Annotated in this window: 27 protein-coding genes; 17 read left to right on the top strand and 10 right to left on the bottom strand. The window is 66.8% G+C overall.

Features of this window, described 5'->3' with window-relative positions; genetic code table 11:
- The first annotated feature begins 148 nt into the window (after positions 1-148).
- The 8 genes from FHT19_RS00925 to FHT19_RS00960 all read left to right on the top strand — a co-directional run bounded on the left by FHT19_RS00925 (position 149) and on the right by FHT19_RS00960 (position 6,921).
- Positions 149-898 (top strand): MotA/TolQ/ExbB proton channel family protein, encoded by a 750-nt coding sequence (locus FHT19_RS00925; protein ID WP_169473387.1) that lies wholly within the window; start codon positions 149-151, stop codon positions 896-898.
- A complete protein-coding gene (locus tag FHT19_RS00930; RefSeq protein WP_169473389.1) occupies positions 895-1,362 on the top strand; it encodes a hypothetical protein in 468 nt (155 codons plus the stop codon). The genes FHT19_RS00925 and FHT19_RS00930 overlap by 4 nt, the downstream gene beginning before the upstream one ends.
- Positions 1,363-1,425: 63 nt before the next feature.
- Entirely contained in the window at positions 1,426-1,980 is a 555-nt protein-coding gene (locus tag FHT19_RS00935; protein ID WP_169473392.1) for a flagella basal body P-ring formation protein FlgA, read from the top strand.
- A 119-nt stretch (positions 1,981-2,099) separates the two neighbouring features.
- On the top strand, positions 2,100-2,435 hold the full coding sequence (locus tag FHT19_RS00940; protein WP_169473394.1) for a flagellar biosynthesis anti-sigma factor FlgM: 336 nt from the start codon (positions 2,100-2,102) through the stop codon (positions 2,433-2,435).
- A complete protein-coding gene (locus FHT19_RS00945) occupies positions 2,432-2,800 on the top strand; it encodes a flagellar protein FlgN (RefSeq protein ID WP_169473395.1) in 369 nt (122 codons plus the stop codon). Before FHT19_RS00940 ends, FHT19_RS00945 begins: the two co-directional genes overlap by 4 nt.
- A gap of 241 nt (positions 2,801-3,041) precedes the next feature.
- Positions 3,042-4,034 carry a lytic transglycosylase domain-containing protein gene (locus FHT19_RS00950; RefSeq protein WP_248290373.1) on the top strand — a complete coding sequence of 331 codons (993 nt, stop codon included), beginning with the start codon at positions 3,042-3,044 and terminating at the stop codon, positions 4,032-4,034.
- A 6-nt stretch (positions 4,035-4,040) separates the two neighbouring features.
- A complete protein-coding gene (locus FHT19_RS00955) occupies positions 4,041-6,146 on the top strand; it encodes a flagellar biosynthesis protein FlhA (protein WP_168553929.1) in 2,106 nt (701 codons plus the stop codon).
- Between the two features lie 43 nt (positions 6,147-6,189).
- Positions 6,190-6,921, top strand: coding sequence for a sigma-70 family RNA polymerase sigma factor (locus FHT19_RS00960; RefSeq protein ID WP_169473397.1), 732 nt, complete (start codon positions 6,190-6,192; stop codon positions 6,919-6,921).
- Positions 6,922-6,955: 34 nt separating this feature from the next.
- Here FHT19_RS00960 and FHT19_RS00965 read toward each other — a convergent pair whose 3' ends face one another.
- Positions 6,956-7,579 carry a L,D-transpeptidase family protein gene (locus tag FHT19_RS00965; protein ID WP_211184880.1) on the bottom strand — a complete coding sequence of 208 codons (624 nt, stop codon included), beginning with the start codon at positions 7,577-7,579 and terminating at the stop codon, positions 6,956-6,958.
- Between the two features lie 406 nt (positions 7,580-7,985).
- Between FHT19_RS00965 and FHT19_RS00970 the strand changes: the two genes are divergently transcribed.
- Positions 7,986-8,633, top strand: coding sequence for a TIGR02281 family clan AA aspartic protease (locus FHT19_RS00970; RefSeq protein WP_168553932.1), 648 nt, complete (start codon positions 7,986-7,988; stop codon positions 8,631-8,633).
- Here the strand turns inward: FHT19_RS00970 and FHT19_RS00975 are convergent.
- Positions 8,605-9,876 (bottom strand): DUF418 domain-containing protein, encoded by a 1,272-nt coding sequence (locus FHT19_RS00975; RefSeq protein WP_169473401.1) that lies wholly within the window; start codon positions 9,874-9,876, stop codon positions 8,605-8,607. The genes FHT19_RS00970 and FHT19_RS00975 overlap by 29 nt on opposite strands.
- A gap of 46 nt (positions 9,877-9,922) precedes the next feature.
- Positions 9,923-11,119 carry an SPOR domain-containing protein gene (locus FHT19_RS00980; protein WP_169473403.1) on the bottom strand — a complete coding sequence of 399 codons (1,197 nt, stop codon included), beginning with the start codon at positions 11,117-11,119 and terminating at the stop codon, positions 9,923-9,925.
- 51 nt (positions 11,120-11,170) lie between these two features.
- Here FHT19_RS00980 and FHT19_RS00985 point away from each other — a divergent pair, with 51 nt between their 5' ends.
- Genes FHT19_RS00985 through FHT19_RS01000 form a run of 4 tightly spaced genes read left to right on the top strand, consistent with a single transcriptional unit; the run spans position 11,171 to position 14,150 of the window.
- Entirely contained in the window at positions 11,171-11,359 is a 189-nt protein-coding gene (locus FHT19_RS00985) for a hypothetical protein (RefSeq protein ID WP_169473405.1), read from the top strand.
- A gap of 33 nt (positions 11,360-11,392) precedes the next feature.
- Positions 11,393-12,136, top strand: a complete 744-nt coding sequence (locus FHT19_RS00990; protein ID WP_168553935.1) for a ParA family protein — start codon at positions 11,393-11,395, stop codon at positions 12,134-12,136.
- A gap of 17 nt (positions 12,137-12,153) precedes the next feature.
- Positions 12,154-12,720, top strand: coding sequence for a hypothetical protein (locus tag FHT19_RS00995; protein ID WP_169473407.1), 567 nt, complete (start codon positions 12,154-12,156; stop codon positions 12,718-12,720).
- Positions 12,721-12,740: 20 nt separating this feature from the next.
- Positions 12,741-14,150 carry an SPOR domain-containing protein gene (locus FHT19_RS01000; RefSeq protein ID WP_169473409.1) on the top strand — a complete coding sequence of 470 codons (1,410 nt, stop codon included), beginning with the start codon at positions 12,741-12,743 and terminating at the stop codon, positions 14,148-14,150.
- A gap of 142 nt (positions 14,151-14,292) precedes the next feature.
- On the opposite strand, the gene FHT19_RS01005 is transcribed toward FHT19_RS01000, so the two are convergent.
- The 3 genes from FHT19_RS01005 to FHT19_RS01015 all read right to left on the bottom strand — a co-directional run bounded on the left by FHT19_RS01005 (position 14,293) and on the right by FHT19_RS01015 (position 17,688).
- Positions 14,293-15,252, bottom strand: a complete 960-nt coding sequence (locus FHT19_RS01005) for a helix-turn-helix domain-containing GNAT family N-acetyltransferase (RefSeq protein ID WP_169473411.1) — start codon at positions 15,250-15,252, stop codon at positions 14,293-14,295.
- A 46-nt stretch (positions 15,253-15,298) separates the two neighbouring features.
- Positions 15,299-16,471 (bottom strand): acyltransferase, encoded by a 1,173-nt coding sequence (locus FHT19_RS01010; protein ID WP_169473413.1) that lies wholly within the window; start codon positions 16,469-16,471, stop codon positions 15,299-15,301.
- Between the two features lie 161 nt (positions 16,472-16,632).
- The gene (locus FHT19_RS01015) at positions 16,633-17,688 is read right to left on the bottom strand and encodes a ribonucleotide-diphosphate reductase subunit beta (protein WP_168553940.1); all 1,056 of its coding nucleotides are present in this window, start codon (positions 17,686-17,688) and stop codon (positions 16,633-16,635) included.
- A 252-nt stretch (positions 17,689-17,940) separates the two neighbouring features.
- On the opposite strand from FHT19_RS01015, the gene FHT19_RS01020 reads away from it, so the two are divergent.
- Positions 17,941-18,198, top strand: coding sequence for a DUF2171 domain-containing protein (locus FHT19_RS01020; RefSeq protein ID WP_168553941.1), 258 nt, complete (start codon positions 17,941-17,943; stop codon positions 18,196-18,198).
- Positions 18,199-18,329: 131 nt separating this feature from the next.
- Here FHT19_RS01020 and FHT19_RS01025 read toward each other — a convergent pair whose 3' ends face one another.
- Together FHT19_RS01025 and FHT19_RS01030 are read right to left on the bottom strand one after the other, a co-directional pair.
- Complete coding sequence (locus tag FHT19_RS01025) at positions 18,330-18,728, bottom strand: PepSY-associated TM helix domain-containing protein (protein ID WP_169473415.1); 399 nt, start codon at positions 18,726-18,728, stop codon at positions 18,330-18,332.
- 320 nt (positions 18,729-19,048) lie between these two features.
- Entirely contained in the window at positions 19,049-20,971 is a 1,923-nt protein-coding gene (locus FHT19_RS01030; protein WP_246865950.1) for a ribonucleoside-diphosphate reductase subunit alpha, read from the bottom strand.
- A gap of 849 nt (positions 20,972-21,820) precedes the next feature.
- On the opposite strand from FHT19_RS01030, the gene FHT19_RS01035 reads away from it, so the two are divergent.
- Together FHT19_RS01035 and FHT19_RS01040 are read left to right on the top strand one after the other, a co-directional pair.
- Positions 21,821-22,072, top strand: coding sequence for a GlsB/YeaQ/YmgE family stress response membrane protein (locus FHT19_RS01035; protein WP_168553943.1), 252 nt, complete (start codon positions 21,821-21,823; stop codon positions 22,070-22,072).
- A 2-nt stretch (positions 22,073-22,074) separates the two neighbouring features.
- Positions 22,075-22,404, top strand: coding sequence for a YnfA family protein (locus tag FHT19_RS01040; protein WP_169473417.1), 330 nt, complete (start codon positions 22,075-22,077; stop codon positions 22,402-22,404).
- Positions 22,405-22,432: 28 nt separating this feature from the next.
- On the opposite strand, the gene nadB is transcribed toward FHT19_RS01040, so the two are convergent.
- Both nadB and FHT19_RS01050 read right to left on the bottom strand, forming a co-directional pair.
- Positions 22,433-24,025 carry an L-aspartate oxidase gene (nadB, locus tag FHT19_RS01045; protein WP_168553944.1) on the bottom strand — a complete coding sequence of 531 codons (1,593 nt, stop codon included), beginning with the start codon at positions 24,023-24,025 and terminating at the stop codon, positions 22,433-22,435.
- 554 nt (positions 24,026-24,579) lie between these two features.
- Positions 24,580-25,551, bottom strand: coding sequence for an ABC transporter ATP-binding protein (locus FHT19_RS01050; RefSeq protein ID WP_169473419.1), 972 nt, complete (start codon positions 25,549-25,551; stop codon positions 24,580-24,582).
- Positions 25,552-25,647: 96 nt separating this feature from the next.
- On the opposite strand from FHT19_RS01050, the gene FHT19_RS01055 reads away from it, so the two are divergent.
- Entirely contained in the window at positions 25,648-25,869 is a 222-nt protein-coding gene (locus FHT19_RS01055) for a zinc-finger domain-containing protein (RefSeq protein ID WP_168553946.1), read from the top strand.
- Positions 25,870-25,894: the final 25 nt, after the last annotated feature.

Here is a 25,894-nt window from a genome sequence, read left to right on the forward strand (position 1 = left end):
GCCGGCGTTGGCGCGGCAAGCCCTTGCCGATCGCGCTTGCCGATCGACGGCAGGCGCTGCCGCCCGCCCTGAAAGCGTGGCGGTCCCTGCCGTCCTTGCCGCCAAAGGTTTCGCGAAAAACCCGAGTTTCACGAAAGACAAGGCGCCGATGGATCCGACCCACCTGTTCGATGGCCAATCGGCCGTGATCGTCGTTGGCGGCACGCTGGTGGGCACCGTGCTGCGTTGCGGCTGGCGCGACAGCATGACCGCGCTGCGTGCCGTGCTGGCTTTGCTGCGCCCCGGCTTCGATGCCGATGCCATGCGCGCCGAACTGGCGCATGAAGTGGCGCTGATCCGCCAGGACGGTGTGATCCGCGCCAATCCGCGCCGGCTGGCCGATCGCGAATTCGATTCCGCCACCACGGCCTTGCTGCGCACCCGGTCGCTCGATGGCTTGATCGAACAGCACGAAGCCTGGCGTCGCACGCGCCTGCGTCGCGCCACGGCGGCGGCGCGCACCCTGGCCCAGGCGGCGGATCTCTCGCCCGTATTCGGCCTTGCCGGAACGCTTGTGGCGCTCAGCCAGCTCAAGGTAGAGAGCCTGGCCCACGGCAATTTCATCGGCGCCATTGCCATGTCGGTGCTGACCACGCTGTATGGCCTGCTGCTGGCGCATATCGTCATGGGGCCGCTAGGCCGCGCGGTGGAGCGCGCCTCTCAGGCCGAGGAAGAGGCGCGTGCCGAGGTCATGGCCTGGCTGACGCGCCAGGTCGGCCCGGCTTGCCCCGATCGGCATCGCAGCACACCCCAGGCGCCACACGGCACCCACGCGCCTTATCCCGTGACCGCACCCCCCTTGGCCGAGGGCACGCGGCCGATCGGGTCACCCCCCCACGATCCGCGCGAAGTGGCATGATTGCGCGGCCCGGGCAGACGGGATGGCAGACCATCCTGGCCGATCTGGCGCTGATCCTGTTCATGATCTGCGCTTCGGCCCTCTCCGTGGCGGAAGGGCCGGCGCCAGCGGCGGTCAAGGCCCAGGCCGCGCCCTTGCGCGCGCCCCCGCCACCCCCGCCGCATCCCGTGGCGCCCTCGCAGCAGGCAGAGCCGGTGGGGGTTTGGCGCGATGGCCCCGGCGCACCGCCGCTGGCGCAGTGGCTGGCCGACCAGGCCGCCGATCCGCGCCTGCGCCTGTCGATCGTGGTGCGCTATGGCGCCCGGTCAGCCAACCCGCAATCCGCGCGCGAGACGGCGCTGGAGCAGGCCGCGCGCCTTGCCCGCACCGCTGGCCCGCGTGCCGGCAGTGCCCGCGTGGTGGTAGAACCGGGCGCACAGCCGGGCGCCAGCGTGGCGCTGGGCTATGACGAGGAAAGCCTGTGAGGCAGGAAATGGCATGGCTTTTGCTGAAATCCGGGCAATCCGCCTCGTTTCAGGAAAAGCTCCATGCCCGCTGCCCCGTTCCGGCCCGTTCTTGCCGCCAGTCTTGCCGTCTCGCTTGCCGTTTCCGCCCTGGCGCAGGCCCAGGTGGCGCGCGCACCGGCCACCCGCTTTGCCGATATGGCCGCGATCGACCAAGCCGTGGCCCAGTTTACCGGCCGCGCCATCGGCGTGCCCGGTGGCGCGGCCCAGCCAGTCGACCGCCGCTTGCGCCTGGTGGCGTGCACGGCGCCGCTGGCGCTGGGTTGGCGGGCCGCTGCGCACGACAGCGTCTTGGTGCGCTGCCCCGATGCGGGCGGTTGGCGCCTGTTCGTGCCCGTGGCCGCGGCGCGGGCCGAGGCGGCCGCCACCCCCGCACCGCCCGTGGTGCAGCGCGGCGACGCGGTGACGATCGCCATGGTTGGCGATGGCTTTTCGGTGGAGCAGGGCGGCGAAGCTATGGATGCCGGCCCCTTGGGCGGCTGGATCCGCGTGCGCACCGATCCTGCCAAAGCCGGACGCAGCGATGCCCTGCGCGGACGCGTGGTGCGCCCCGGCCTGGTGGAAGTGCCGGTGGATTGAAGCCCGCCCGGCGCATGGGATCAGGCATCCCCAGCGCATCCGGCAAAATTCCGCCGCATGGCCTTAAACTCTCAGGACCGGCGCCGTTCTTCCCGGCATAACCCCCGAGGAGCTCGACCATGTCCAACATCGAAATCGGACCGTCGCGGCCGGTTGGTGCGGTCCAGGTCAAGATCGCCACTGCCGATACAGCGGCGCCCCAGGCCGTTGCCGAAGCGCCCGCCAGCCCAAGCGCCGCGGCCACTGCCGCGCCGTCTGCGCCGGCCGCGATCGCCAGCGCCGCATCTGCCACCGTCGCCACCAGCGGCGCCACTCGCGCCGGCGATGTGCCGGTGAGTAGCGATCGCGTTGCCCAGATCCGCAAGGCGATCGAGGAAGGCCACTATCCGGTGATCCCCGCCCAGATCGCCGATGCCATGATTGCCGCCGGCATGCTGCTGAGGACCCCCCAATGACCGTTGACGCACCGATTTGCCATCCCAACGATCTGCGCCAGGCCCTGGGCCAGATGATTGCTGTGCTGAATGACGAACGCCTGGCCCTGGCCGGCCTGGATATGGATGCGATCATGGGGTGCGCGGTGGACAAGGCGGCCCTGTGCAGCCGTCTGGAAGCGGTGGCCACCGATGCGATCGACGAGGAATGCCGCGGCATGGTGGATGCCGCGCGTCGCCTCAATGAAGCGAACCGCCGCGTGCGCAACCTGATTGCTGCCAATGTGGCCGCCCGGCTCGAAGCGTTGACCGGCGCTCCTGCGATCTATCGCGCCCGCGCTGGCGAAGTGCGGGCCCATCACGCCCGCACCGCCCGGGTGCGCTAAATCATCGGTTTGCCGGCGCGGCCAAGGGCTGTGCCGGCAAACCGGCAAATCCTCTCCGGCGCCGCGTGCCGTTGCCCTTTCAGGGCCGGCACGCGGCGCTTTTTTGCGCGGCAAATCGTTGAGAATAAGGGAATCCGTCCCAAGAATGCGAAACTGGCACAACCTTTGCTGAACCATCCTTGTCGCGGCACGCCAACCAAGGCGTGCTGCCGCCAGCACAAGGATACGGGCGTTGAGTTCAGTGCAAACTTCTGCCGCGAGCCTTGCCGATCCGGCAATCGGCACGATCGCGGCCAGCGCGGCAACCGCCAGCCCGGTGCATGCCGCCATTGCCAATGCGGCCAATGCCACGGGCGTGGACTTCGGCTATCTGCTGGCCCAGGCGCGGCTGGAATCCGGGCTCGATCCCCGTGCTCGCGCCCGCACGTCGAGCGCTGCTGGCCTCTACCAGTTCACCGGGCAGACCTGGCTCAAAACCCTGGCTCGCCACGGCGCCGATCATGGCCTGGATTGGGCTGGCGATGCGGTGGACGATGCCGCCGGCAATCCGGCGCTGCGCCGCCAATTGCTGGCGCTGCGCCACGATCCGCAGCTTTCCGCGCTGATGGCCGGTGACTTGGCCAACGACAACCGGGCGGCCCTGGCTACCACGCTGGGCCGTGATCCCGACAATGCCGAGCTTTATCTCGCGCATTTCCTGGGTGCGGATGGCGCGTCCCGGTTCCTTGCCGGCCTTGCCGGCAATCCCGAGGCCAGTGCCGCTGCGCTGCTGCCCAAGGCGGCCGCAGCCAATCGCACGATTTTCTATGACCGTAGCGGCGCGGCGCGTTCGCTGGGCGCGGTGATGGCCCTGCTGCGCAGCCGGTTGGAGGCGGCCGGCAGTGACGCGGGCGGCCTGCCGGCATTGCCTGGAACGCCGCTATCGGGGCAATGGCCGCTGGCCACCATGCCCTATGGCGATCTGTCCGGGCTGGATGGCCCCTGGGCCAACCTGCCTTCGGGCGCACCCGATCTGGGCGCGGGGCGGCAAAGCTATACCGGCGGCCCGGTGGCGCAGGAATTCCAGCAGGCCGCGGCTGCCGCAGGCCAGGCCAGCGGTGGCGCGGCCGGCAATGGGGGCCACACGTCGATGGCCGATACCCTGCGCGACACGTTTGCCCTGGCGAGCAGCGGCACGCCGGGCAGCGGCCACGTGGCCCGCGCCTATGGCCGGCTCAAGGCGATGGGGCTCTAACCCATCATGTTCAAGCGATTTGGCTCGCCCGGTGCCATGGCCCTTCCGGCCGGCATCCTCATGCTCATCGTGCTGATGATCGTGCCGCTTCCCTCGATGCTGCTCGACATGTTCTTCGTGCTCAACATCGCCTTGTCAGTGGCGATTCTGATGGCGGCGATGAACGCAGAAAAGCCGCTGGATTTCAGTTCTTTCCCGTCCGTCCTGCTGTTTGCCACGCTGTTGCGCCTGGCGCTCAACGTGGCGTCCACCCGCATCGTGCTGGTGCGCGGGCACGAGGGCGAAGCGGCGGCCGGCCACGTGATCGAGGCGTTCGGCGCGTTCCTGGTGGGCGGCAATTTCGCCGTCGGCCTGTTCGTGTTCATGATCCTGATGATCATCAACCTGGTGGTCGTGACCAAGGGTGCGGGCCGCGTTTCGGAAGTGTCCGCCCGCTTCACCCTGGATGCCTTGCCGGGCAAGCAGATGGCGATCGATGCCGATCTGGCAGCCGGCCTGATGAGCGCCGACGAGGCCAAGTCCCGCCGCCGCGAGGTTTCGACCGAAGCGGATTTCTATGGTGCGATGGACGGCGCCAGCAAGTTCGTGAAGGGCGACGCGATCGCCGCGCTGCTGATCCTGGGCGTCAATATCCTGGCCGGCTTTTGCCTGGGCATGATCACCCATGGCTTGAGCGCGGGCGAAGCGGCGCAACGCTATGTCACCCTGGCGGTGGGCGACGCGCTGGTGGCGCAAGTGCCCTCCTTGCTGCTGTCGATCGCGGCGGCGGTGATCGTCACCCGCGTTTCGGACACGCGCGACCTGGCCGGCCAGATCGGCCACCAGTTTGCCAACCCCTCGACCTGGCTGCCCGTGGCGGTGATCCTGGGCGCGATCGGCGCCATTCCCGCCATGCCGCAAACCGTGTTCCTGCCCGCTGCGGCGGGCGCGGGCTGGCTGTGGTGGGCCCTGCGCCAGCGCGCACGCCGCCCCGAGCCGGTGCTCGAACCCGAAGCGCCGCCGAGCGACCCTGCGCGCATCACGCTGGAGGAAGTGAGCGACCATACGCTTGTCACCATCGAGCTGGGCTACGGCCTGGTGCACCTGGTGGACGAGCGGCGCGGTTCGCCGCTGGTCACTCGGATCACCGGGGTGCGCAAGCAGTTGAGCCAGGCGTTCGGCTTTGTCGTGCCGCAGTTCCGCGTGCGCGACAGCCTGGATCTTGGCCCCAACGATTATCGCATCATGCTGGGCGGGGTGCCGCTGGGCGGGGCGACCGTGCGGGCCGATCGCGTGCTGGCGATCGACGCGGGCGAGGCACGCACCGATCACGGCCTGATGGGCGAGGCGACGCGCGACCCCAGCTTTGGCTGCCCGGCGCTGTGGATCGAGAACCACTTGCGCGACCAGGCCATCGCCGAAGGCTTTTTGACGGTGGACGCCAGTACGGTGATCGCCACGCATCTCAACCAGTTGCTGAGCGAACGGCCGCAACTGCTGCTGGGACCGGACGAAGTGCGCGCGATCCTGGAGGCCGTGCGCGAGCGCGCGCCGGGCCTGGTGGAAACGCTGCATCCCCAGCCGCTGTCGCTGGCAGCCCTCACCCGCCTGCTCCACGCCTTGCTGGAAGACGGGGTGACCATCGCGCACCCGCTGCCGATCCTCTCGGCGTTGAGCCAGGCGGTGCTGCAAACCACCGAGCACGAAAAGCTGGTGGACCTGCTGCGCGCCGAACTGGGCGGGCTGATCGTGGCGCGGGTGTGCGGCCCGGCCGAGCGGCTGCCGGTGCTGACGCTTTCGGCGCAGCTGGAAGGCATGATCGTGGGCGGGATGCACGATCCCGTCACCGGCCAGCCGGTGATCGAGCCAGATCTTGCGCGCACTATCGGCGAGCGCGTCAACCTGATCATCGCGCAGCGCGGGCCAGGCGCGATTTCGCCCGCGCTGATCGTGCAGCCGCGCGCGCGGCGGGCGCTCGCCGCGCTGATGCGCCAGCGCGCCCCTGCCTGCCTGGTGCTGTCGATCGCGGAATTGCCGCCCACCCAGCCGATCGAGGTGGTGGCCGTGATCGGCGAGGAGACGCCCACCGGCCCGCCGCAATTGCCGCCGCCAGAGCCAGCGATGGCGGCCTGATCCCTGCACCTGCCCCCTTCTTCAAAAAAGAAAACGAGCTTTCATGAAACACGATCACCGCAGCTTTGCCGCCTCGCGTGCCTATCGTGACGACACCGCCGACCGCATCCGCCGTTTCCTGCCGATGGTGCGACGCCTGGCCTGGCACGTTCACGGCTCTGGCCATGCGGGGGTGGATGTCGATGATCTGGTCCAGGCCGGCCTGGTGGCGCTGACCGAATGCGCGCAAAAGCATTCGGGCCCCACCGAGGATGGCTTTGCCGCCTATGCCAAGCTGCGCGTGCGCGGCGCGATGGTGGACCTGTTGCGGCGCACGATGCCGCTGTCGCGCACCTCGTCGGATCGGCGCCGCACCTTGCGGGAAAAGACCAACCAGCTGACCATGGAACTGGGCCGCATGCCCACCGAACCGGAACTGGCGCGTGCCCTGGGCCTGTCAGACACGGAACTGGCCGAACTGCGCGCGGCGAGCGAACCGGTGCGGATCGAGGCGATCGACGATGCCTATTCCGACAGCGACGCTGCCTTTGCCGACGACCGGCCCGATGCCTTTGCCCAACTCGCCGATGCCGAAAGCCGCCAGATCGTGGCCACCGCGATCGCTGCCCTGCCCGAACGGCTGCAACTGGTGATCCAGCTCTATTTCGTGGAGGAACTCAACCTGGCGGAAATCGCGCAAGTGCTGGAAGTTTCGGTGCCGCGCGTCCACCAGTTGAAAGCCCAGGCGCTCGACAAGCTGCGTAGCGGCCTGGGCAGCGGGTTTGATGTGTTGTGATCCTCCTCGTGCCGGGGAGGAAACGCCGCGCGAGTCAGCCCCCCGGGTTGATCGAACCGCCCACGCCCAGCCGCTTGCCATCAGTGATGATCACCTTGTCGCCCAGGCTGGCCACCTTGAACAGCCGCTTGGCGAATTCGTTGGGCACGCCGACGCAGCCATTGGTGGCATAGCCTTTTTCCACCTTGGACCCGTGGATCGAGACGCCATCGTTGGTCAGCCGCAGCATGTAGGGCATCGGCGCGTCATAGAGGTTGGAGACGTGGGTGGCATCTTTCTGGGTGATCGGAAACACGCCCAGCGGGGTGGGCTTGTCGCCATAGCCCTTGAGAATGGCGGTGGCGCCGATCTCGTGCCCGTTGCGAAATACAGAAAGCACGCGCGCCGTCAGGTCCACCGTGATCACCACCGGGCCGGGCTCGCCCTGGCTTTCGTCCCAATAGAATTGGCCAAAGCGGATGGGGCCGTCGATCTTGAGCACGGACTTGACCACGAAGGGTGTATCGACGGCGGCTGTCTGTGCGGGCGCCGGGGCGGCAGCCGGCGTTGGCGCAGGTTGGGCCTGGGCCAGCAGTGCCGCGGGCTGGGTGGCCTGTGCGTCGTCATCGCCGGCAAGCGCGCGCGCCAGGTCCTGTCCCACGTGAAAGGCCAGCAACATGGCCAGCCCTGTGGCGCTGACGCCCACGGCCAGTACCGCCAGGCGCTGCCATTGCGGCCTGCCTTTGCGTGTGGGCCATAGCGCCTTGCGCCACTGCGCCAGCTTTCCCGCCATGCCTGACGATCCTTTCATGCGTAAACGATAGCCGTTGCGCGCGTCTCGGCCAAGGCACGCGGCCACGCTGTCTCGGCTAGGGACACAGCATGGCGGTATCGTTAATCACCGTGGTTGCGAAATGGTTGCACTGCAAGATCCACCCCTCTCTGCGGGGAGGGGAACCGCCGCAAAGCGGTGGTGGAGGGGCCTGGGTCGCGCCTGACACCTCCCCATCGGTGATGCGGAGGATCATGCGGACGGGCGGCGTGTTTCAGCTTGGGGCAAGGTTGGCTATGCCACAAGCACGGCGATGATCGATCCGGCCCCCCTGCTCGGCGCGCTCCCGCCCTGGCTCACCAGCCCGCCGCCCCTGCTGGCTGCGGCCCTGGTGGCCATGGTGCTGGTCACCCTGGCCGGATTGGGCCACGGCGTGCTGGCGCGGCTGATGCGGTTTTGCGGCAACCTGGTGCTGGTAGCGGTGCTGGCGGTGGCGTGCCTGCGCTTCGTCCATCTCGATCCCTCGTTCGCGCACTTCATGCCGAGCATCGGCATGCCCGAAGCGCAGGTTTCCGGCGGGGAAGTGCGCGTGCCGCTGGCGGCCGACGGGCATTACTGGATCGAGGCGAACGTGAACGGCACGCGCACCCGCTTCATGGTCGATACCGGGGCCACGATCACCACGCTCTGCGCCGAAGGCGCGAGCGAGGCCGGCATTGCGCCTGATCCGCTGCGCCTGCCGGTGGTGATGCACACGGCCAACGGAGACGTGGAAGCACAGACCGCGCGCGTCGAAACCCTGAAGTTCGGCTCCATCGTGGCGCGCGACATGGACGTGATCGTGAGCGAGACCACCGGCGGCCTCAACGTGCTGGGCATGAATTTTCTCAACCGCCTGAAAGGCTGGCGGGTGGAAGAAGGCGTGCTGATCCTTACCCCGCGCCATCCGCAGAGCGTGTAACGCCGGCAAAAGTCAGCCGGCGCCACAGGGCTTCCAATGGTCCCTGGCCAAAGCGCGCCAGCCACGCCTGTGGCCAGGCCAGCATCAGCGCCCAGCCCAGCCCCACGAACAGCGGCAAGCTGCCGCGCTGCACTTCATGGGCATTCCCCCAGCCCAGCCCGGCGCCCCAGCCGCAAAACAGCGCGCTCATCACCAGGCTGGTGCCCAGGTAATTGGTAAAGGCACAGCGACCGGCGGCGGCCATGGCGCGGCCCGGCGCGCGGTCGGCCAGCGCCGGCCAGGCCAAAAGAAGCGCCGCGGCATAGCCCAGCGCCATGGCCAGGCGCGGCAGGGCGGCCATGTCGGTGGTGACGGCAAAGGTCAGCTGCGGCGGCCAGCCGGCATGATCGGCCCATAGCAGCAACGCGGCGGTGGCCGCGCCGCCCAGAGCCGTGCCGCCCAGCGCAACGGCCGCCATGGCCCGGCGGGGCCAGCGCGCGGTGAAGAAACCGCTTTTGAACAGGGCCATGCCGATCAGCATTAGCGGGAAGGTTTCGCTGAACGTGTTGAGCGCGGCGGTGATCGGGAACGTGGGCGTGCCGATCACCCGCAGCGCCACCGCCTGGCCCCAGCCGGCGTGCAGCACTTGGGCGTCGGCGGCCAGCGATTGCGCCACGCGCGTGGCGATATCGGCCATGGCGGCGCGATCGGCAGGCGTGCCCAGGCCGGCCAGCACGCGCTGCTCACCCGCAATCGCGGGCAGCGCGGCCAGGGCATCTAAGGCATGGGCCAGCACGAAGACCGGCAGGGCAATCGCCAGCAGCGCGCGGGGATCGAGCCGGCGCAGCGCCAGCGCCAGAAGGCCGCACAGCGCATAGGCGAACAGGATATCGCCCCACCACAGCAGCGCATAATGCAGGTAGCCGAACAACATCAGCCACAGCAGGCGGCGCACTTGCATGACATCGCTTGAAAGGCCGCGCCGCTCCACGCTTTGCGCAAACAGCACCATGCTGGCCCCGAACAGCAGCGTGAACAGGCCGCGCATCTTGCCATCGAACAGCATGAAGCTGACCACGAACCAGCCCAGCCCGGCGCCATCGGGCCGGGGCAGGGCCGGGCTCAGGCTGGCCAGCTGCGGCCCCCAGAACCCGGTGATGTTGATCGCCAGGATGCCCAGCACGGCAAAGCCGCGCAGGAAATCCAGCGCGGCGATGCGTGCAGGCGGGGAGGGCGCCGGGGAGACAGGATCGGGCGTGGTCATCCCCGCCGCCATGCACCGGGCGCGGCTGGCGGAAAAGCCAAAACCGTCAGGGTTTCAGGGTGATGCAATCCACGCCGGCGCCCTTGAGCGCGGCACAGGCGCGCGAAGCCTCTGCCTGGCTGGCAAAGCCGCCAGCCAGCACGCGGGTGACCGCGCCCTGCGCCAGATCGATACGCGGGTGCCCGGCCATTTCCGGCCGGCCGCGCACGCGCGCCCACAGGCTGTCGGCATTGCTCTTTTGCGCAAAGGCACCCAACTGGATGCGCCAGGCGCCCGTCGCCGGGCGCGGGGTCTTTTCCACCGCAGGACGCGGGGCAGACGCAGGCTTGGCCGGTGCCAGCTTTGGCGCGGGTGGCGTGGGCGGGGCCGGGCGCGGCGCGGGTGTTGCGCGCGGCACTTCCACCGGATTGGCATAGCTGGCTCCCGCCATGATCGGGCCATTGCCGTCTGCCGGCGTTCCCGGCTGCGATGCCGGCAAGTCCACCCGCGTCAAAGGCGTGGGGCCGGGCCGCGGCGTGGGCGCCGTGGGCGGCGTGGCGCTCGCCACGGCAACGGGCGCAGCGGCAGGGGCGGGGGCGGGGACGGACGGGCTGTCTGTCGCGGGCACACTCACGCCCAATTCGGCGGCCGCCAATTCGCGCGAGCGCTGCTCGCTGGTGCGCGATTCCAGGTCGCTGGCAAGAGAGGCGCCCATCTGGCGCTGTTCCAGCGGGATCACCTGGTTCATGGTCTTGAGGCTGTCGATCGCCTGGGGCAGGCCTACGGCGGCCGCCCGCGTCATCAGCGCATAGGCGCGCACCCAGTCCTTCGGCTGGAAATCGCCGTTGAACGCGGCCACGCCCAGCACATACATCGCGCGCGGTTCGCCCCGGTCGGCCGAGGCGTTGAGCCAGGGCAGCGCTTCGCTTTGCCGCCCGGTCTGGAACAGCAGGATGCCATAGTTGTCGGCAGCGCGGGCGTGACCCTGGCGCGCGGCCTTGTGAAACCAGTCTTCGGCCCTGGCCATGTCCTTGGGCATGCCGCGCCCCAGCTTGGCCGCCTGGCCCATGTTGAACTGCGCGTCGGCGTCACCCTTGGCCGCCGGCCCCTGCCACTGCCTGACGGCGGCGGCATAATCGCCGCGCGACCAGGCGTTCACCCCATCGCGCACATCGGCCCAGGCCGCGGTGGGCAACAGCGAGGCCGCCACAGCCAGGGCCGCCACGGTGCGAAAGGAACCGGTCTTGATGCGCGAATGAGTCATGACGAATGCGAATCTCTTGCCCAGGCGGTCCATTTGCGGGTTTCCCCTCAGATGTCTTGCGTGAAAAATGGTAAACAAGTTTTCCTGCATCGTCATCGCCGGCGTGAACTTGGCGGGTCTTTCGTTCTATTTCGGAACACGATTGCGCTGATGCTGTGGCAACTTTGTGCCGTGCCGGGTGCAGGGCCTGCAAAAGCGGGGGTGTTAACCAAAATTTCAGCGCAATCTGCGAATCCCTGATGCCTGACCGCACGGCAGTTTCAGGGGGACACATTGCGCGTACTGGCCTTGGCTTCGCAAAAAGGGGGATCGGGCAAGACCACCTTGTCTGGCCACCTTGCCGTGCAGGCGCAGCGCGCCGGAGCCGGGCCCGTGGTGCTGATCGACATCGATCCGCAAGGTTCGCTGGCCGATTGGTGGAACGAGCGCGAGGCCGATTTCCCCGCCTTTGCCCAGACCACCGTGGGCCGCCTGGCCCAGGATCTTCAGGTTCTGCGCCAGCAGGGCTTCAAGTTGGCGGTGATCGATACGCCGCCGGCCATCACCATGGCGATCCAGTCGGTCATCGCGCTGGCCGAGCTCATCGTGGTGCCCACGCGCCCTTCACCGCATGACTTGCGCGCCGTGGGGGCCACGGTCGATCTGTGCGAGCGGGCGGGCAAGCCGCTGATCTTTGCCGTCAATGGCGCCACGCCCAAGGCGCGGATCACCGCCGAAGCGATCGTCGCCCTGTCGCAGCATGGCACGGTGGCGCCGATCACGCTGCACCATCGCACCGATTTTGCCGCCTCGATGATTGACGGGCGCACGGTCATGGAAGTTGATCCCACCGGCCGGTCTGCGGCCGAGATCGCCCAGCTGTGGAGCTATATCTCCGAACGCCTGGAAAAGAACTTTCGCCGCACGGTGTTTGCCGTGCCGCAGCCGGGCCAGGCGGGCATGGCCCCGGTGCGCGCCCTGGGCGGCGCCGCGCCGCGCCCGGTCGGCAGCTTCGGCCGCCGCGTGATCGGCTCGTGAGCGAGAGGGAGCCTGCCATGACCACGCCAGAAACCAAGCCTTTTGCCTCGCTTACCGGTTCGCTGCTGGCGCGCAAGGGCGCCGCGCGCCCGGCGATGCGCAGCCATGTCTCGCTCGATTGGGCGGGGGTGGAAGCGGCGCCGGACGATCCGGCGCCGCTCGACGCGCCTTTCGACGCGCCTTGTGTGGCGCAAGCCCTGCCGCTGGCAGATGTCGTCGCCCTGGAAGAGGCTGGCGAGGAAGACAGTCGCCCTGAAGTGTTGCGCCAGATCGCGCAGCTTTCCGCCGTGATGGGCCGCAAGGTGGCCGCCAATCGCCGCGCAGCGATGGATGTGGAACAACTTCCGGGCAAGAAGGTCGCCTTTACCCTGCGCCTCGATCCGCGCCGCCATGCCTTGCTGCGCGCCTGCTGCACGGCAGAGCGGCGCAGCGCCCAATCCCTGTTGATCGAGGCGCTGGATCGCCTGGTCGATGCCACGCCGGGCTTGGACGATGTGCTGGCCCAACTGCCTGAAGCCGCAATTCCAACCGAACTTTCGCTCCCTTCGCGCTCTACTGCCGCGCACTCGCGGCAGCCGCGCTGATGACTTGTCGGGAAACGCCCATGACTGCCCATCGCATGATCCGCTCGCTTGCCACCACGGCGCTGGCCGCCGGCCTCCTGGCCGGTTGTGCCCAGGGTGCTTCCCATCCGGGGCAAACCGCCGCCCGGGCGCAATCCGCGCTGACCGGTGGGGAAGCGGTCAAGGCCGTGGCCCTGGCCGAACAGGCCGTGCTCGCCGATCCGCGCAACCCCGGTTATCGCGTGCTGCTGGGCAGCGCCTATATGCGCGCCGGCCGCTTCGCCTCGGCCCGTCAGGCCTATGACGATGCGATGGAACTGGGCCAGGATGATGGCAAGGTGGCGCTCAGCCTGGCTTTGACCGACATTGCTCTGGGGCATGGCGACGTCGCGCTCGACACGCTGAACGCCCATCGCCAGCAGATCCCCGTGGCCGATTATGGCCTGGCGCTGGCGCTGGCCGGCCGGGCGGACCAGGCGGTCGAGGTGCTGAGCGGCGCGGTGCGCAGCGCCGATGCTTCGCCCAAGCTGCGGCAGAACCTGGCCTATGCTCTGGCGATGGCCGGCCATTGGCGCGAAGCGCGCGAAATGGCGGCGCAGGATGTGCCGGCCGATCAATTGCCGGCGCGCATGGCGCAGTGGGCGCAGTTGAACGATCCGGGCAACACCCGGTTGCGCGTGGCCGGCGTGCTGGGCGTGCCGGGCGGAATCGAAGACGAAGGCCAGCCCACTGCGCTTGCCCTCGCCAATTTCCCCGCCCCCGCCACGGGCCAGCCGGCCGAGCAGGCCGCCCAGGCCGCCACGGCCCAGGCTGGCCAGGCACCGGTGCTGGCCCAGTTCGCCGCGCAGGAACTGCCCGCGATCGACAATGGCGCGGCCCAGCCGCAAGTGGCCGATGCCAGCGCCGCCCCCACGGTGGAAAAGTTGGCCACGATCGACATGCCGCCTTCTGCGGCAGCGCCCGCTGCCATTGGCGCTGCCACCCCTGCTTGGGCCCTGGCGCCGCGTCCCGGTGCGATCCCGGCCTCTGCCCCGCTTGCTGCGCGCAAGCTGGCCCGCGTTTCCCAGGCCGATCGCGCCCCCGCGCTGGTGGCCAAGGCTGCCCAGGCGCGCGCCGCCACCTTCGTGCCGCGCGCCGATGCCGTGCCGGTGGGCACGCACCTCGTGCAGCTTGGCGCCTTTTCCACCCAGGAAGGCGCGCACCGCGCATGGCGCCACTATCTGGCGGTGAACCCGGCGCTCAAGGGCTATCGCCCGGTCATTACGGCGGCCACGGTCAACGGCAAGCAGTTCTGGCGCACCCAGGCGGCTGGCTTTGCCAGCGCCAGTCCGGCTCGCTCGCTGTGCGGCTCGGTCAAGTCCAAGGGCGGCGTGTGCATCGTGCTGGCCAACCCCGCCAGCGGCCAACCCGGCGCCGCGCCGGCAATCCGGTTCGCCAGCAATCGCCGCTAAGGACCTGTAGATACTCTCCCACGTGTGGGAGAGATACCGGATAGCCGAACGGGCTGGGGCCGGACCAACTTGCCAGGCCACTCCTTGCGTGGCGGGCGTTGGCTCATGCCTCGTCGGCCTACATACGTTGCATCAACTTGCGTTACCGCTTTTGCGCAGCAGATGTTGGTATTTCGTCCCCAAGCATGAGCGACCAAGTCTGACTCATCGATTCTGTGCCAAAAAATGGCGCCGGTGCCTCATCCACAAGCTTGAAGCCCGCGCGCTGGTAGACCCGGCGTGCCGCCGCGAGCACATTGTCGGTCCACAAATCTAGACGTCCATATCCGAGCGCCCGTGCACGCGCGATGCAGGTCTCGACCAGCGATTTTCCGATCCCCAAACCTCGCGCATCTGGCTCGACATAGAGCAGGCGCAACTTGGCCACCTGGGGGTCGTCGGTATGCACGAGGAAGATCGAACCGACCATCTGGCCATGCATTTCCGCCACCCATGCATCATCCCGGGCGGGATCGAATGCCTGACGGAAATCAGCAACGATCTGCGCGATTAGCCCTTCATAGCTTTCATTATAGCCGTAATCGTCCCGATAAAGCACCGCCTGACGGTGAACGATGAGACCCAAGTCGCCGGCTTTCAGCGAGCGAAAGGTAACCTCAGGTTGAGCGTTCACGTCGAACACGCGGCTGATTGTGGCCGCCGCGTCCAGAAATTGCTGGCGCTGAATGAGCGGCAGGGAATTCAGCAACGAACGAACTGCCTCCTGGGTTGACGCTTCGAGCGCTGCGTAGGCCGCTCTTCCAGATGCGGTGAGCGAAAGGAGTTGATGGCGCCCATGGGAGGGGTCGTCCCTGGTTTCGACGACGCCTTGATCCCCGAGCCGCTTAAGCGTCCTACTCATTTGTCCGCGATCTAGGTCGAGTGCCCGCGCAATTTCCGCAGCAGTCGGACAATCCCGATTGACGATTTCATAGAGGATACGTGCCTCGCTAAGCGTGAAGACGCTATCGCGAAGGTGCGCATGGAGCAGACCGAGCCTTCGCGTGTAAACCCGGTTGAAAGCCCGAACTAGGGCAACCTGCTGTTCCGTGTCCTGAGACATGACTAACCTTAAATGTTGACATAATCAACAATATTCACATTGTTGATTATGTCAACATGTCTGTTGCCCGCATGGGCCCACTCTCTGCGTGGATGCGCGCTGCCCGCGTGGAAGCCGGCTCGGCCAGGCCGCGGCGGTGGGCTCTGCGCAGCCAGGCTTGCAGGGGGGCGTCGAACCAGCGGTTGGCGGCCCAGGCAATGGTGATGACGGCGCCGGCCTGGGCGAGGGCAAAGGCCGGTGCGGGCAGCGGTACGTGGCGGGCCAGTTCCACGCCCACGCGCAAGACCGGGCCTTGCAGGATATAGATCGGGTAGCTGAGCAGGCCGAGCCATTGGGCGACCTGGGCGGCGCGGCCGTGCAGCGGGATGGCGGCGGCCAGCCACACCAGCACGGGAAAGCCAGCCAGCGCCAAGGCGCCGTCGTAAAGCGCAGGATCGAGGCCGAAGGCTTGCGCCGGATTGGCAAGCAAGGCGGCTGCGAGCGCAGCGCAAAGCGCCAGGGCCAGCAGCGGGCGGGTTGTTCTGGCCGTGCGGCGCCAGCGGAATACCAGGATGCCGGCAAAGAACGGATAGATCACCCGTGCCGCGCCAAAGGCGAAGTTCGCCTTGTCCGTCCCGCCCATCAGCCGCCCGAAGTGGGCAATATCGGCCACCACCAGCACCGCACCCAGGCCGACGAGGCCGAGCAGCACGCGTTGCGACAGGAAGCGGGCGAGCAGGGCATAGGCCAGGTTCACATAGGCCTCGAACGCCAGCGACCAGGCCGCCATGTTGAGCGGGAAGGCGGTGGGCCATTGCGGGAACAGCGGGCAGGGCAGCAGCGCCAGGGCAAAGCCCAGCGCCAGCAGCGCATCGCCCAACGTCACCGTGTGGCGCAGGAACACCGCGCCCAGGAATACGGCAAAACCCAGCAGCGTGCCCAGCGCCAGCAAGGGATAGAGCCGGCGGGCCCGCGCCCGCGCAAACCCGGCGCGCGAGAGCCGCCCATCGCGCACTTGCGCATCATAGGCAAAGGCAATGACGAAGCCCGACAGCGTGTAGAAGAAGTCCACGGCCAGGCCTGCGTGGGGCAGCGCGGAAAGGCTGTGCTGCTGCATCAGGTGATAAGCCAGCACGACCAGCGCGGCGATGCCGCGCAACGCGTCGAGCATGCCAAAGCGCATGGGCGCCGTGTCTGCCGGCGTGCTGCCTTTCGCCGCGTTGCGCGGATTGCCTGCCATCTTTGCCGCCCCTGTCTGCCGTCTCATAACGGATCAGGCAGGGGCGCCGGGCGAGCAATGGCAGGTGGATCGGAATCCGAGATTTAGAGGCTGCGCGAACAAGCACCCTTCGCCGGACCTGTGGCCCGGCACCTCCCCCGCCATGCGGGGGAGGATCAAGGTTACTCGGCCGCGATGCCCGCGGCGCCGAACATGTCCACGTCAACCTCGGTGGTTTCGGTGGGGGTGTTGGCGGCCTTGGCCTTGCGGCGGCCGTCAAAGTTGGACCACACTTCGTTCCAGTTGCCGCGCGTGGCGGCCTTGGAATATTCGGTGGCACGGGTTTCGAAGAAGTTGGCATGCTCCACGCCGTTGAGCAGCGGGGTGAGCCAGGGCAGGGGGTGTTCCTCGATCATGTAGATCGGGTCGAAGCCCAGCTGGCCCAGGCGCCAATCGGCGATGTAGCGGATGTAGCGCTTGATTTCCTTGGGGCTCATCCCCGGCACCGGGCCTTGTTCGAAGGCCAGGTCGATGAAGGCGTCTTCCAGGCGCACGGTCTTCTGGCAGCAATCAAGGATGTCTTCCTTGACCGCCTTGGTCAGGCACTGGCGCTCGGCACAGAATTCCTTGAACAGGCGGGTGATGCCTTCGCAGTGCAGCGATTCATCGCGCACCGACCACGACACGATCTGGCCCATGCCCTTCATCTTGTTGAAGCGCGGGAAGTTCATCAGCATCGCGAACGAGGCGAACAGCTGCAGGCCTTCGGTGAAGCCGCCGAACATCGCCAGGGTACGGGCGATGTCTTCATCGTTTTCCACGCCGAAATTCTGCATGTAATCATGCTTGTCTTTCATTTCGGCGTATTCGAGGAACATGCCATATTCGCTTTCCGGCATGCCGATCGTGTCGAGCAGGTGCGAATAGGCCGCGATGTGGATCGTTTCCATGTTGGAGAACGAGGCCAGCATCATCTTCACTTCGGTGGGCTTGAACACCCGGCCATACTTTTCGTGGTAGCAATCCTGCACTTCCACGTCGGCCTGGGTGAAGAAGCGGAAAATCTGCGTCAGCAGGTTGCGCTCGTGGTCCGACAGCTTCTGCGCCCAGTCGCGGCAATCCTCGCCCAGCGGAACTTCCTCGGGCATCCAGTGAATCTGTTGCTGGCGCTTCCAGTATTCATAGGCCCAGGGATATTCGAAGGGCTTGTAGGTCTTGCGGGCTTCAAGAAGGGGCATGGCTGCTGTCCTGTTGGGATAGGGCTGATATGGGGTGCGTCAGGCGGCTGGGAAAGCCTGGCAAAAGGGGTGAGGCGCGGTTTGCGACGGTCTGGGCCGGCTTCGCTGCGAATGGCGCCGTGCATGGCGGGCGGACCAAAAATGCCCGCCGGAAAAACGGGAACGGCCTGCTTGGCGCGGCATTGTTGGGAAAGAAGCCTGCGGGTGCGCAAGACCCGCTCCCCCACTGCCATGAAAACAAGGAGGCTGGGCATGACCGGCAACGAAAGCAATCCCATCGCAAGCCAGATTCGCGAGCATATGGCCGTCATCGGCGCGGATGGTGCCCCGGTGGGCACGGTCGATCATGTCGACGGGCATCGCATCAAGCTGACCAAGGCCAAGAGCGGCGCCCATGCCGGGCACCACCACTACCTGTCGCTGGGCCTGGTGGCCGACGTGGAGGGCGATACGGTTCGCCTTTCGGCCAATGCCGATGTCGCCCTGACCTTTGAGGAAGAGGAAAAGTAAGCCTCCGCTTCCCATCTTGGGATCGAATTCAGGGAAAGCCGCGTCCCCTTCGCGGCCAGGTCGTCCCTGGCGACCGGAAGGCGCCTCGCTCCACGTCGTAAGTGGCGAGGCGCTTTTTCCGTTTTGGCGGCTTACTTCCAGAACCAGCCGGGCTTGAGCGCGCGATCCTTGCGGTTGCGCCACATCTGGATGTACATCCAGAGCCCCGAAAAGCTGAAGAAAATCATGGCAAAGCCCGACAGCGTGCTGACAGCCACGCCCACTGGCCCAAAGCTTTCGCCCGAGTGCAGATGGTGCAGCAGTCCCACGATCGATTTGCCGCCCTTGGGCTTGGGCCGGCACATATAGTCCGGCGGGCAGACGAAGGCGGGTTTGGCCGAGGCGCCGGCTGTGGCCACTGCCGTCTTGGGCGGCCCGTCGTGATCCCCGCCGCTGGCCAGCGGTACGATCTGGCTGAGCGTGCCGGTCACGGCGATCCACAGCAGGAAAACCCCGAAAAACACTGAAATCCAGCGATGCCACTTGCGCATTGATCGACCCCCTCAGGTTTCCTTGCCTGGTGCCAGCATGCACGCCGGCCAGGCAAGACTGGCCGTGCTCGGGCCGGTTGCGCTTGTGGGGGAACGATGCCTGCCGGAGCAAGCCACGAAATGTCGCCATATGTAACACGGGGATGTGTGACATGAGCAGGGTTTCGGCTTGGTCCGGCATGGCAACGATCACTGAAAGGATGGGCAACGCGGCGTGAGTGGGGCCGGGCAGGCGATGACACCGGCGGGCCCCGACAAGGGAATGGGGGCGGGGCAGGCTGCCGGCAAAGCGGCGGACCTGCCCGGCCCGGCCAGGCCCCTTATTGGCAGGCGAGACATTCCTCGTAATCGGTCTGCTTCACATCGAGTTCGATGCGGCGGGCCTGGGCGGTGTTGTCGGCCTCCACCCCGCCGGCGAAACCGGCGCGCTGGACCGACTTGGAGCGCAGGTAATAGAGCGACTTGATGCCCTTTTCCCAAGCCTGGAAGTGGAGCATCAGCAAGTCCCACTTGTCCACGTCGGCCGGAATATAGAGGTTCAGCGACTGCGCCTGGTCAATATAGGGCGTGCGGTCGGCCGAGAATTCGAGCAGCCAGCGCTGGTCGATTTCGAAGCTGGTCTTGAACACCGCCTTCTCGTCGGCCGAGAGGAACTCGAGGTGCTGGACCGAACCGCCGCGTTCCAGGATCGAGTTCCACACGTTGGTCGAATCCTTCGACTTTTCGCGCAGCAGCTTTTCCAGGTAGGGGTTCTTCACCACGAACGAGCCCGACAGGGTCTTGTGCGTGTAGATGTTGGCCGGGATCGGCTCGATGCACGCCGAAGTGCCGCCGCAGATGATCGAGATCGACGCGGTGGGCGCGATCGCCATCTTGCACGAGAAGCGCTGCATCACGCCCATGTCCGCCGCATCGGGGCAGGGGCCGCGTTCCTGGGCCAGCAGCAGCGAGGCTTCGTCGGCCTTGGCGGCAATGTGGCGGAACATCTTGAGGTTCCACGCCTTGGCCATGGCGGATTCGAAGGCGATGCCCTTCTTCTGCAGGAACGAGTGGAAGCCCATCACGCCCATGCCGACCGAACGCTCGCGTGCGGCGGAATACTTGGCGCGGGCCATCTCGTCGGGCGCGCGGTCGATGAAGTCCTGCAGCACATTGTCGAGGAAGCGCAGCACGTCTTCGACGAAGTGCTTGTCTCCCTGCCACTCGTCCCAGGTTTCCAGGTTGAGCGAGGAGAGGCAGCACACCGCGGTGCGATCGTTGCCCAGGTGATCGATGCCGGTGGGCAGCGTGATTTCCGAGCACAGGTTCGAGGTGGAAACCTTGAGGCCCAGATCGCGGTGATGCTTGGGCATCATGCGGTTCACCGTGTCGGAGAACACGATGTAGGGCTCGCCCGTGGCCAGGCGCACTTCGACCAGCTTCTGGAACAGCGAGCGGGCATCGACCTTGCCGCGCACCGACTTGTCCTTGGGGCTGCGCAGGGCGAATTCGGTGCCATCGCGCACGGCTTCCATGAATTCGTCGGTGAGCAACACGCCGTGGTGCAGGTTGAGCGCCTTGCGGTTGAAATCGCCCGAAGACTTGCGGATTTCGAGGAATTCCTCGATTTCCGGGTGCGAGATGTCGAGATAGCAGGCCGCCGAACCACGGCGCAGCGAGCCCTGGCTGATCGCCAGGGTCAGGCTGTCCATCACCCGCACGAACGGAATGATGCCGCTGGTCTTGCCATTGAGGCCGACGTTTTCGCCGATCCCGCGGACATTGCCCCAATAGGTGCCGATGCCGCCGCCGCGCGAAGCGAGCCAGACGTTCTCGTTCCAAGTCTTGACGATGCCTTCCAGGCTGTCTTCCACCGAATTGAGATAGCACGAGATCGGCAGGCCACGGCCGGTGCCGCCGTTCGAGAGAACCGGCGTGGCGGGCATGAACCACAGCTTGGAGATGTAGTCATAGAGCCGCTGGGCGTGGTCTTGGTCGTCGGCATAGGCATCGGCCACGCGCGCGAACAGGTCCTGATAGGTTTCGCCGGGCAGCAGATAGCGATCGTCGAGTGTGTCCTTGCCGAAGATGGTCAGCTTGGCGTCGCGCGCGGCGTCGGTCACGATGGTGAAGCGGCGCGGGTTGACCGCCTTGGAATCGAGCGGGGCGGCCTTGGTGGCAACGGCGCCGGCCAAGGCCGCTTCGCTCACCATCGCCGCGGCGGCAGCCACGAGATCCGCGCTGCCCTTGTCGTCTGCCTGCATATCGATTGCTTTCGATTCGGTCGGTTGCGGGGTGGCGTCCTGCGGGGCGGCCGGCTTGGCAGCGGCCTTGGCGCGGGCGGTCGGTGCCGGGGCAGCGGTCGCGTCCTGCGGCTCGGCGCCGCCATCAAGGGTGGAGTCGCGTTCGAGGGTGGACACGCCACCTTCCAGTCCCAGTTCGTCCTGCGCCATCAAAGCCGTTCCATCGTTCAGTTCTCCGGTCCTGAAATTCACGTCTCATTCCCCGCTTGCACGAGGCCCGCCGCAAGCGACGGACCGGATATTCCAGACACTGCCCGGGGCCGCGCGATCCGGCTTGCGCCGGCCCTTGCAGCCCCGTTCCTGCGGCCTGCCGGGCCGCGACTCATGTCAGCGCCCCGATCATGCCATGAATTGAAACAGAACGGGAACAAATTCCTGCCCTGCCCTTTCGCGCCGCCAAAAACCCAGCGACGTCAAGGGGTCCGCCCGAGTGGGCGGACTACGCGCTACCCAATGTGGGAAGCGGCCCGACGAATAACTAGGTTTGGTTGCCCTTGGCCGTTACGACCACAACCCATAGTGCTTGAAGCGGGTCTGGCAGGCAAGTGGGGCATGCCCATAAGGACGCTGCATTTCGTCGCACGCACGATTCGCTTCGTCGCTCCCACAATATGTTGCAGTGCAGCGACGCGCGAGGTTTCCAAGGCTTCAAGCGCAAAATGACAGGCCTGAAATATTTTTCGCGCCGCCGGGTTTGTTGTGGACAATAAAATGTCCAGAGGTGGTGGCAGGATATCCCCAGCCGGACTACCCCTAGTGGTTGTATCCTGGGGCCGGCATGGCTGCCCCATCTAGACGGAGACGCAGGCCTTGCGTGACATTCTCTCGATGCTGTTGTCGGGGCTCCTGGTCGGGATTGCTGCCCGGTTCCTCTATCCCGGCGCGGTGGAAATCGGCCTTGCCCGCACGATCCTGCTGGGCATTGGCGGCGCTTTGGTGGCGGGCCTGGCGTCGAGCCTGGCGGGGCGGGGCACAGTGGGCGAAGGTTTCAATCGCGCCGGTTGCCTGGCTTCGGTGCTGGGCGCGATGCTGCTGATCTACCTGGGCCGTCACTTCTGGTGACGGTGCCGGCGCCCCTTGCCTATGGCCTTGCGGCGCTTGCCGAAATTGCTGGTTGTTATGCGTTCTGGGCGTGGTTGCGCCTGGGCCGCTCGGCCGCCTGGATCATGCCCGGCATGGCCTCGCTCGCGCTGTTTGCGTGGCTGCTGACGCGGGTGGAGGCCGATGCGGCCGGGCGCGCTTATGCCGCCTATGGCGGGGTCTACATCGCGGTTGCGCTGGTGTGGCTTTGGCTGGCCGAAGGCATCCGCCTCGACCGCTGGGACATGGGCGGCGCCGCGTTGTGCCTGGCTGGCGCGGCGGTGATCCTGCTGGGGCCGCATCGCGGCGGTTGATCGGCCGCCAAGCCGCCACGCACCGCGTTCAGTCGGGCACCAGAATCGTTTCGCGCGCGGCCGGTTGGGCCTGGGGGAAATCCTGGTTGTAATGCAGGCCCCGGCTTTCGCGCCGGGCGCGGGCGCTTTGCACGATCAGGTCTGCGGCCTGGAGCAGGTTGCGCAGTTCGATCAGGTCGGCCGTGACGCGCACGTTGCCATAGTATTCGTTGATCTCGCTTTGCAGCAAGGCGATGCGGTGGGCCGCCCGTTCCAGCCGCTTGTTGGTGCGCACGATCCCCACGTAGTTCCACATGAACCGGCGCAGCTCGGTCCAGTTCTGCTTGACCACCACGTCCTCGTCGGAATCGGCCACGCGGCTTTCGTCCCAGCCGCGCACTTCGGGCGGCGGGGTGAATTCATCCCAGCGGTCGAGGATATCGCGCGCCGCGGCATCACCGAACACGAAGCATTCGAGCAGGCTGTTCGATGCCAGGCGGTTGGCTCCGTGCAGCCCGCTTTCCGAACATTCGCCCACGGCATAGAGCCCGGCCAGGTCGGTGCGCCCGGCGAGGTCCACCAGCACGCCGCCGCAGGTATAGTGCTGCGCGGGCACCACCGGGATCGGCTCGCGCGTCATGTCGATGCCCAGACCGAGCAGGCGCTCATAGATATTGGGGAAGTGGCCGCGGACGAATTCGGGGTCCTTGTGGCTGATATCGAGGTGGACATAGTCCAGCCCCAGGCGCTTGATCTCGTGGTCGATCGCGCGGGCCACCACGTCGCGCGGGGCCAGTTCCTCGCGCGGGTCGAAGCGGGGCATAAAGCGCTCGCCGCCGCCCGGGAAGCCCGGCGGGATCTTGAGGTGCCCGCCTTCGCCGCGCACTGCCTCGGTGATCAGGAAGTTCTTGACCTCCAGATTATAGAGGCACGTGGGGTGGAACTGCATGAATTCCATGTTGGAAACGCGGCATCCCGCGCGCCAGGCCATGGCGATGCCATCCCCCGTGGCGCCGCGTGGCGCCGTGCTGAACAGATAAGTGCGTCCGGCGCCCCCGGTCGCCAGGATCGTGGCGCGCGCCGTCAGGCATTCCACTTTGCCGGTGGCCGTGTTGAGCGCATAGACGCCCCACACGCGGCGATCACCCTTGGGGTGGGCACGGTGCCGGTCGGTGACCAGGTCGATCGCCACCATGTCGGGCTTCAGGGTGATGTTGGGATGGGCCGTGGCAGCGCGGATCAGCGCCTGCTGCACGGCCGCGCCCGTGGCATCGTCAACATGCACGATGCGGCGGTGCGAATGGCCGCCCTCGCGCGTGAGATGCAAGCTGCCGGCCTCTTCGTTGAACGGCACGCCGATCTGGGCGAGGCGGGCGATCGCCTCGGGCGCATGCTCCACCACGTGTTCCACCGTTTCGCGGCGGTTGAGGCCGCAACCGGCGATCATCGTGTCGCGCACGTGATCCTCGAAAGTGTCACCTTCGTCGAGTACGGCGGCAATGCCGCCTTGTGCCCAGGCGGTGGAGCCACCATCGAGCCGGCCCTTGGCCAGCACGACCACGCGGCAGCGCTCGGCCAGGACCAGCGCGGCCGTGAGGCCCGCCGCGCCCGAGCCGATGATGAGAACGTCGTGCGCGCTCATGGCCGGGCCTTGCGATGAAGGGGGCGATGGAGGGGGCGAACGAAGGGGGGAAGGGTGATCACGCGCGCCTCTTTGCCTCCGCCCGGGCAGTTTGAAAAGCCATTTGGCGCCAGCACGGCGATCGGCCAGGCTCTCGGGCGTGTGGCAGAGTTAACTTAAGATATAGAAAACTGATAATTTCACTTCGTGTTTTATCTACAGAATGTTATGACGCAGAAGCTCATAAAATGCCATTCGGAGTCGGGCGGAAAAAATGATATTCGGTCGCGTCCTTTGCCTGTTCAACCGCCATCGTCCCCAACGGGATAAGATCACCTGGGACGGCATTAACTATCATTCCGATTGCGCCCACTGCGGCAAGCGGATCTATCGCCGCCAAGGCGGCGGCTGGCGGGCCATGCGCGTGGCGCTGATCACTGCAAAGGACCCGCAGGCCCAATAACGCGGCGGGGAGGCCTTGGCCCAGCAAGAAGGGGCGGGTCCTTCGTGGACCTCGCCCCTTCTTGCTGGGCGTGCGTCAATCGCCGCGCCCGGCCCACCTGTGGTGGGCGGTTTCAGGCCTGGGTCGTCAGGCTGACGAACACGTCTTCCAGATCGGCCTCGCGGGTCGACACGTCGAGGATCTGCACGCCCAGCGCCTGGACCAGGCCAAGCACTTCGCCGGCGTTGCTGCGATCCTTGTCGTAAGTGATCTCTACCTGTCTTTCGTTAAGGGTAGACTTGATGAAGGCCGGATGCTGCGGGGCCTGTTCCAGCGGCTTGTCGAGCGTCAGCACCACGACCTTCTCCCGCGCCATGCCCACCAGTTCGCGCGTGGGCTTGTTGGCGATCAGCCGGCCGTGGTTGATGATGGCGATGCGGTCGCACAGTTGCTCGGCTTCTTCCAGGTAGTGCGTGGTCAGCACCACCGTCACGCCCCCGGCGTTGAGTTCGGCAACCAGTTCCCACAGCTGGCGACGCAGTTCCACGTCCACCCCGGCGGTCGGCTCGTCGAGCACGAGGATCGGCGGGGTGTGGACCATCGCCTTGGCGATCAGCAGGCGGCGCTTCATCCCGCCCGACAGCGAGCGCGAATAGGCCTTGGCCTTGTCAGCCAGGTGCACCGCGCGCAGCAGTTCCATCGACCGGCGCAAATGCTTGGGCACGCCATAGAGCCCAGCCTGGATATCGAGCACCTCGATCGGGGTGAAGAACGGATCGAACACGATTTCCTGCGGCACGATGCCGATCACGGCCTTGGCGTTGCGCCGGTCGGCATCGATATCGTGCCCCCAGATTTCCACCGTGCCCGAGGTTTTGAGGACAAGGCCCGCCAGCGTATTGATCAGGGTAGACTTGCCCGCGCCATTGGGACCGAGCAGGCCGAAGATCTGCCCGCGCGGCACATCGAAACTCACCCCTTCCAGCGCCAGCTTGGCCGGCGACTTGCCAGTGGCGGCATAGCGCTTGACCAGGTCGCGGATGCGGATCGCAGGTTCGGGCAGGGCGGCGGTAGAGAGTTCGGGGCTGGATGCAGGGGCGTTCATGGCGGGCTTCCTGCATCCCATTTTCGGCAAGGTAAAGGATTCAATCGGGGCAAAACGGCAATTGTGCGGCGCGGTGGCATTTGCTAGGCGGCGGGCATGATCCAGCCACCCGAAACGATCTTCACCGATGCCACCCGCGTGAGCTGCGACGGGTCGAGCGGCATCCGCACAACCGGCGCGTTCAAGCCTTCGGCGCTTGGCCATCCGCGCGTCTGGATGGAAATCGACGAAAAGGGCTACGTCGATTGCGGCTATTGCGACAAGCGCTTCGTGCTCAAGGGCGGCCCGGCCGACACCGGCGAGACCCAGGCCGCCTGATTTTGCGCGCCGCTTGAATTTCGGC

The organism is Novosphingobium sp. SG919, assembly GCF_012932495.1.
Lineage (GTDB): Bacteria > Pseudomonadota > Alphaproteobacteria > Sphingomonadales > Sphingomonadaceae > Novosphingobium > Novosphingobium rhizosphaerae.

What these genes read in the sequence shown, in the direction of transcription:
- FHT19_RS00925 (WP_169473387.1), top strand. Translation starts at nt 149, where the DNA reads ATGGATCCGACCCACCTGTTCGATGGCCAATCGGCCGTGATCGTCGTT.
- FHT19_RS00930 (WP_169473389.1), top strand. Translation starts at nt 895, where the DNA reads ATGATTGCGCGGCCCGGGCAGACGGGATGGCAGACCATCCTGGCCGAT.
- FHT19_RS00935 (WP_169473392.1), top strand. Translation starts at nt 1,426, where the DNA reads ATGCCCGCTGCCCCGTTCCGGCCCGTTCTTGCCGCCAGTCTTGCCGTC.
- FHT19_RS00940 (WP_169473394.1), top strand. Translation starts at nt 2,100, where the DNA reads ATGTCCAACATCGAAATCGGACCGTCGCGGCCGGTTGGTGCGGTCCAG.
- FHT19_RS00945 (WP_169473395.1), top strand. Translation starts at nt 2,432, where the DNA reads ATGACCGTTGACGCACCGATTTGCCATCCCAACGATCTGCGCCAGGCC.
- FHT19_RS00955 (WP_168553929.1), top strand. Translation starts at nt 4,041, where the DNA reads ATGTTCAAGCGATTTGGCTCGCCCGGTGCCATGGCCCTTCCGGCCGGC.
- FHT19_RS00960 (WP_169473397.1), top strand. Translation starts at nt 6,190, where the DNA reads ATGAAACACGATCACCGCAGCTTTGCCGCCTCGCGTGCCTATCGTGAC.
- FHT19_RS00965 (WP_211184880.1), bottom strand. Translation starts at nt 7,579, where the DNA reads ATGTTGCTGGCCTTTCACGTGGGACAGGACCTGGCGCGCGCGCTTGCC.
- FHT19_RS00970 (WP_168553932.1), top strand. Translation starts at nt 7,986, where the DNA reads ATGATCGATCCGGCCCCCCTGCTCGGCGCGCTCCCGCCCTGGCTCACC.
- FHT19_RS00975 (WP_169473401.1), bottom strand. Translation starts at nt 9,876, where the DNA reads ATGACCACGCCCGATCCTGTCTCCCCGGCGCCCTCCCCGCCTGCACGC.
- FHT19_RS00980 (WP_169473403.1), bottom strand. Translation starts at nt 11,119, where the DNA reads ATGACTCATTCGCGCATCAAGACCGGTTCCTTTCGCACCGTGGCGGCC.
- FHT19_RS00985 (WP_169473405.1), top strand. Translation starts at nt 11,171, where the DNA reads ATGTCTTGCGTGAAAAATGGTAAACAAGTTTTCCTGCATCGTCATCGC.
- FHT19_RS00995 (WP_169473407.1), top strand. Translation starts at nt 12,154, where the DNA reads ATGACCACGCCAGAAACCAAGCCTTTTGCCTCGCTTACCGGTTCGCTG.
- FHT19_RS01000 (WP_169473409.1), top strand. Translation starts at nt 12,741, where the DNA reads ATGACTGCCCATCGCATGATCCGCTCGCTTGCCACCACGGCGCTGGCC.
- FHT19_RS01005 (WP_169473411.1), bottom strand. Translation starts at nt 15,252, where the DNA reads ATGTCTCAGGACACGGAACAGCAGGTTGCCCTAGTTCGGGCTTTCAAC.
- FHT19_RS01010 (WP_169473413.1), bottom strand. Translation starts at nt 16,471, where the DNA reads ATGGCAGGCAATCCGCGCAACGCGGCGAAAGGCAGCACGCCGGCAGAC.
- FHT19_RS01015 (WP_168553940.1), bottom strand. Translation starts at nt 17,688, where the DNA reads ATGCCCCTTCTTGAAGCCCGCAAGACCTACAAGCCCTTCGAATATCCC.
- FHT19_RS01020 (WP_168553941.1), top strand. Translation starts at nt 17,941, where the DNA reads ATGACCGGCAACGAAAGCAATCCCATCGCAAGCCAGATTCGCGAGCAT.
- FHT19_RS01025 (WP_169473415.1), bottom strand. Translation starts at nt 18,728, where the DNA reads ATGCGCAAGTGGCATCGCTGGATTTCAGTGTTTTTCGGGGTTTTCCTG.
- FHT19_RS01030 (WP_246865950.1), bottom strand. Translation starts at nt 20,971, where the DNA reads ATGCAGGCAGACGACAAGGGCAGCGCGGATCTCGTGGCTGCCGCCGCG.
- nadB (WP_168553944.1), bottom strand. Translation starts at nt 24,025, where the DNA reads ATGAGCGCGCACGACGTTCTCATCATCGGCTCGGGCGCGGCGGGCCTC.
- FHT19_RS01050 (WP_169473419.1), bottom strand. Translation starts at nt 25,551, where the DNA reads ATGAACGCCCCTGCATCCAGCCCCGAACTCTCTACCGCCGCCCTGCCC.
- FHT19_RS01055 (WP_168553946.1), top strand. Translation starts at nt 25,648, where the DNA reads ATGATCCAGCCACCCGAAACGATCTTCACCGATGCCACCCGCGTGAGC.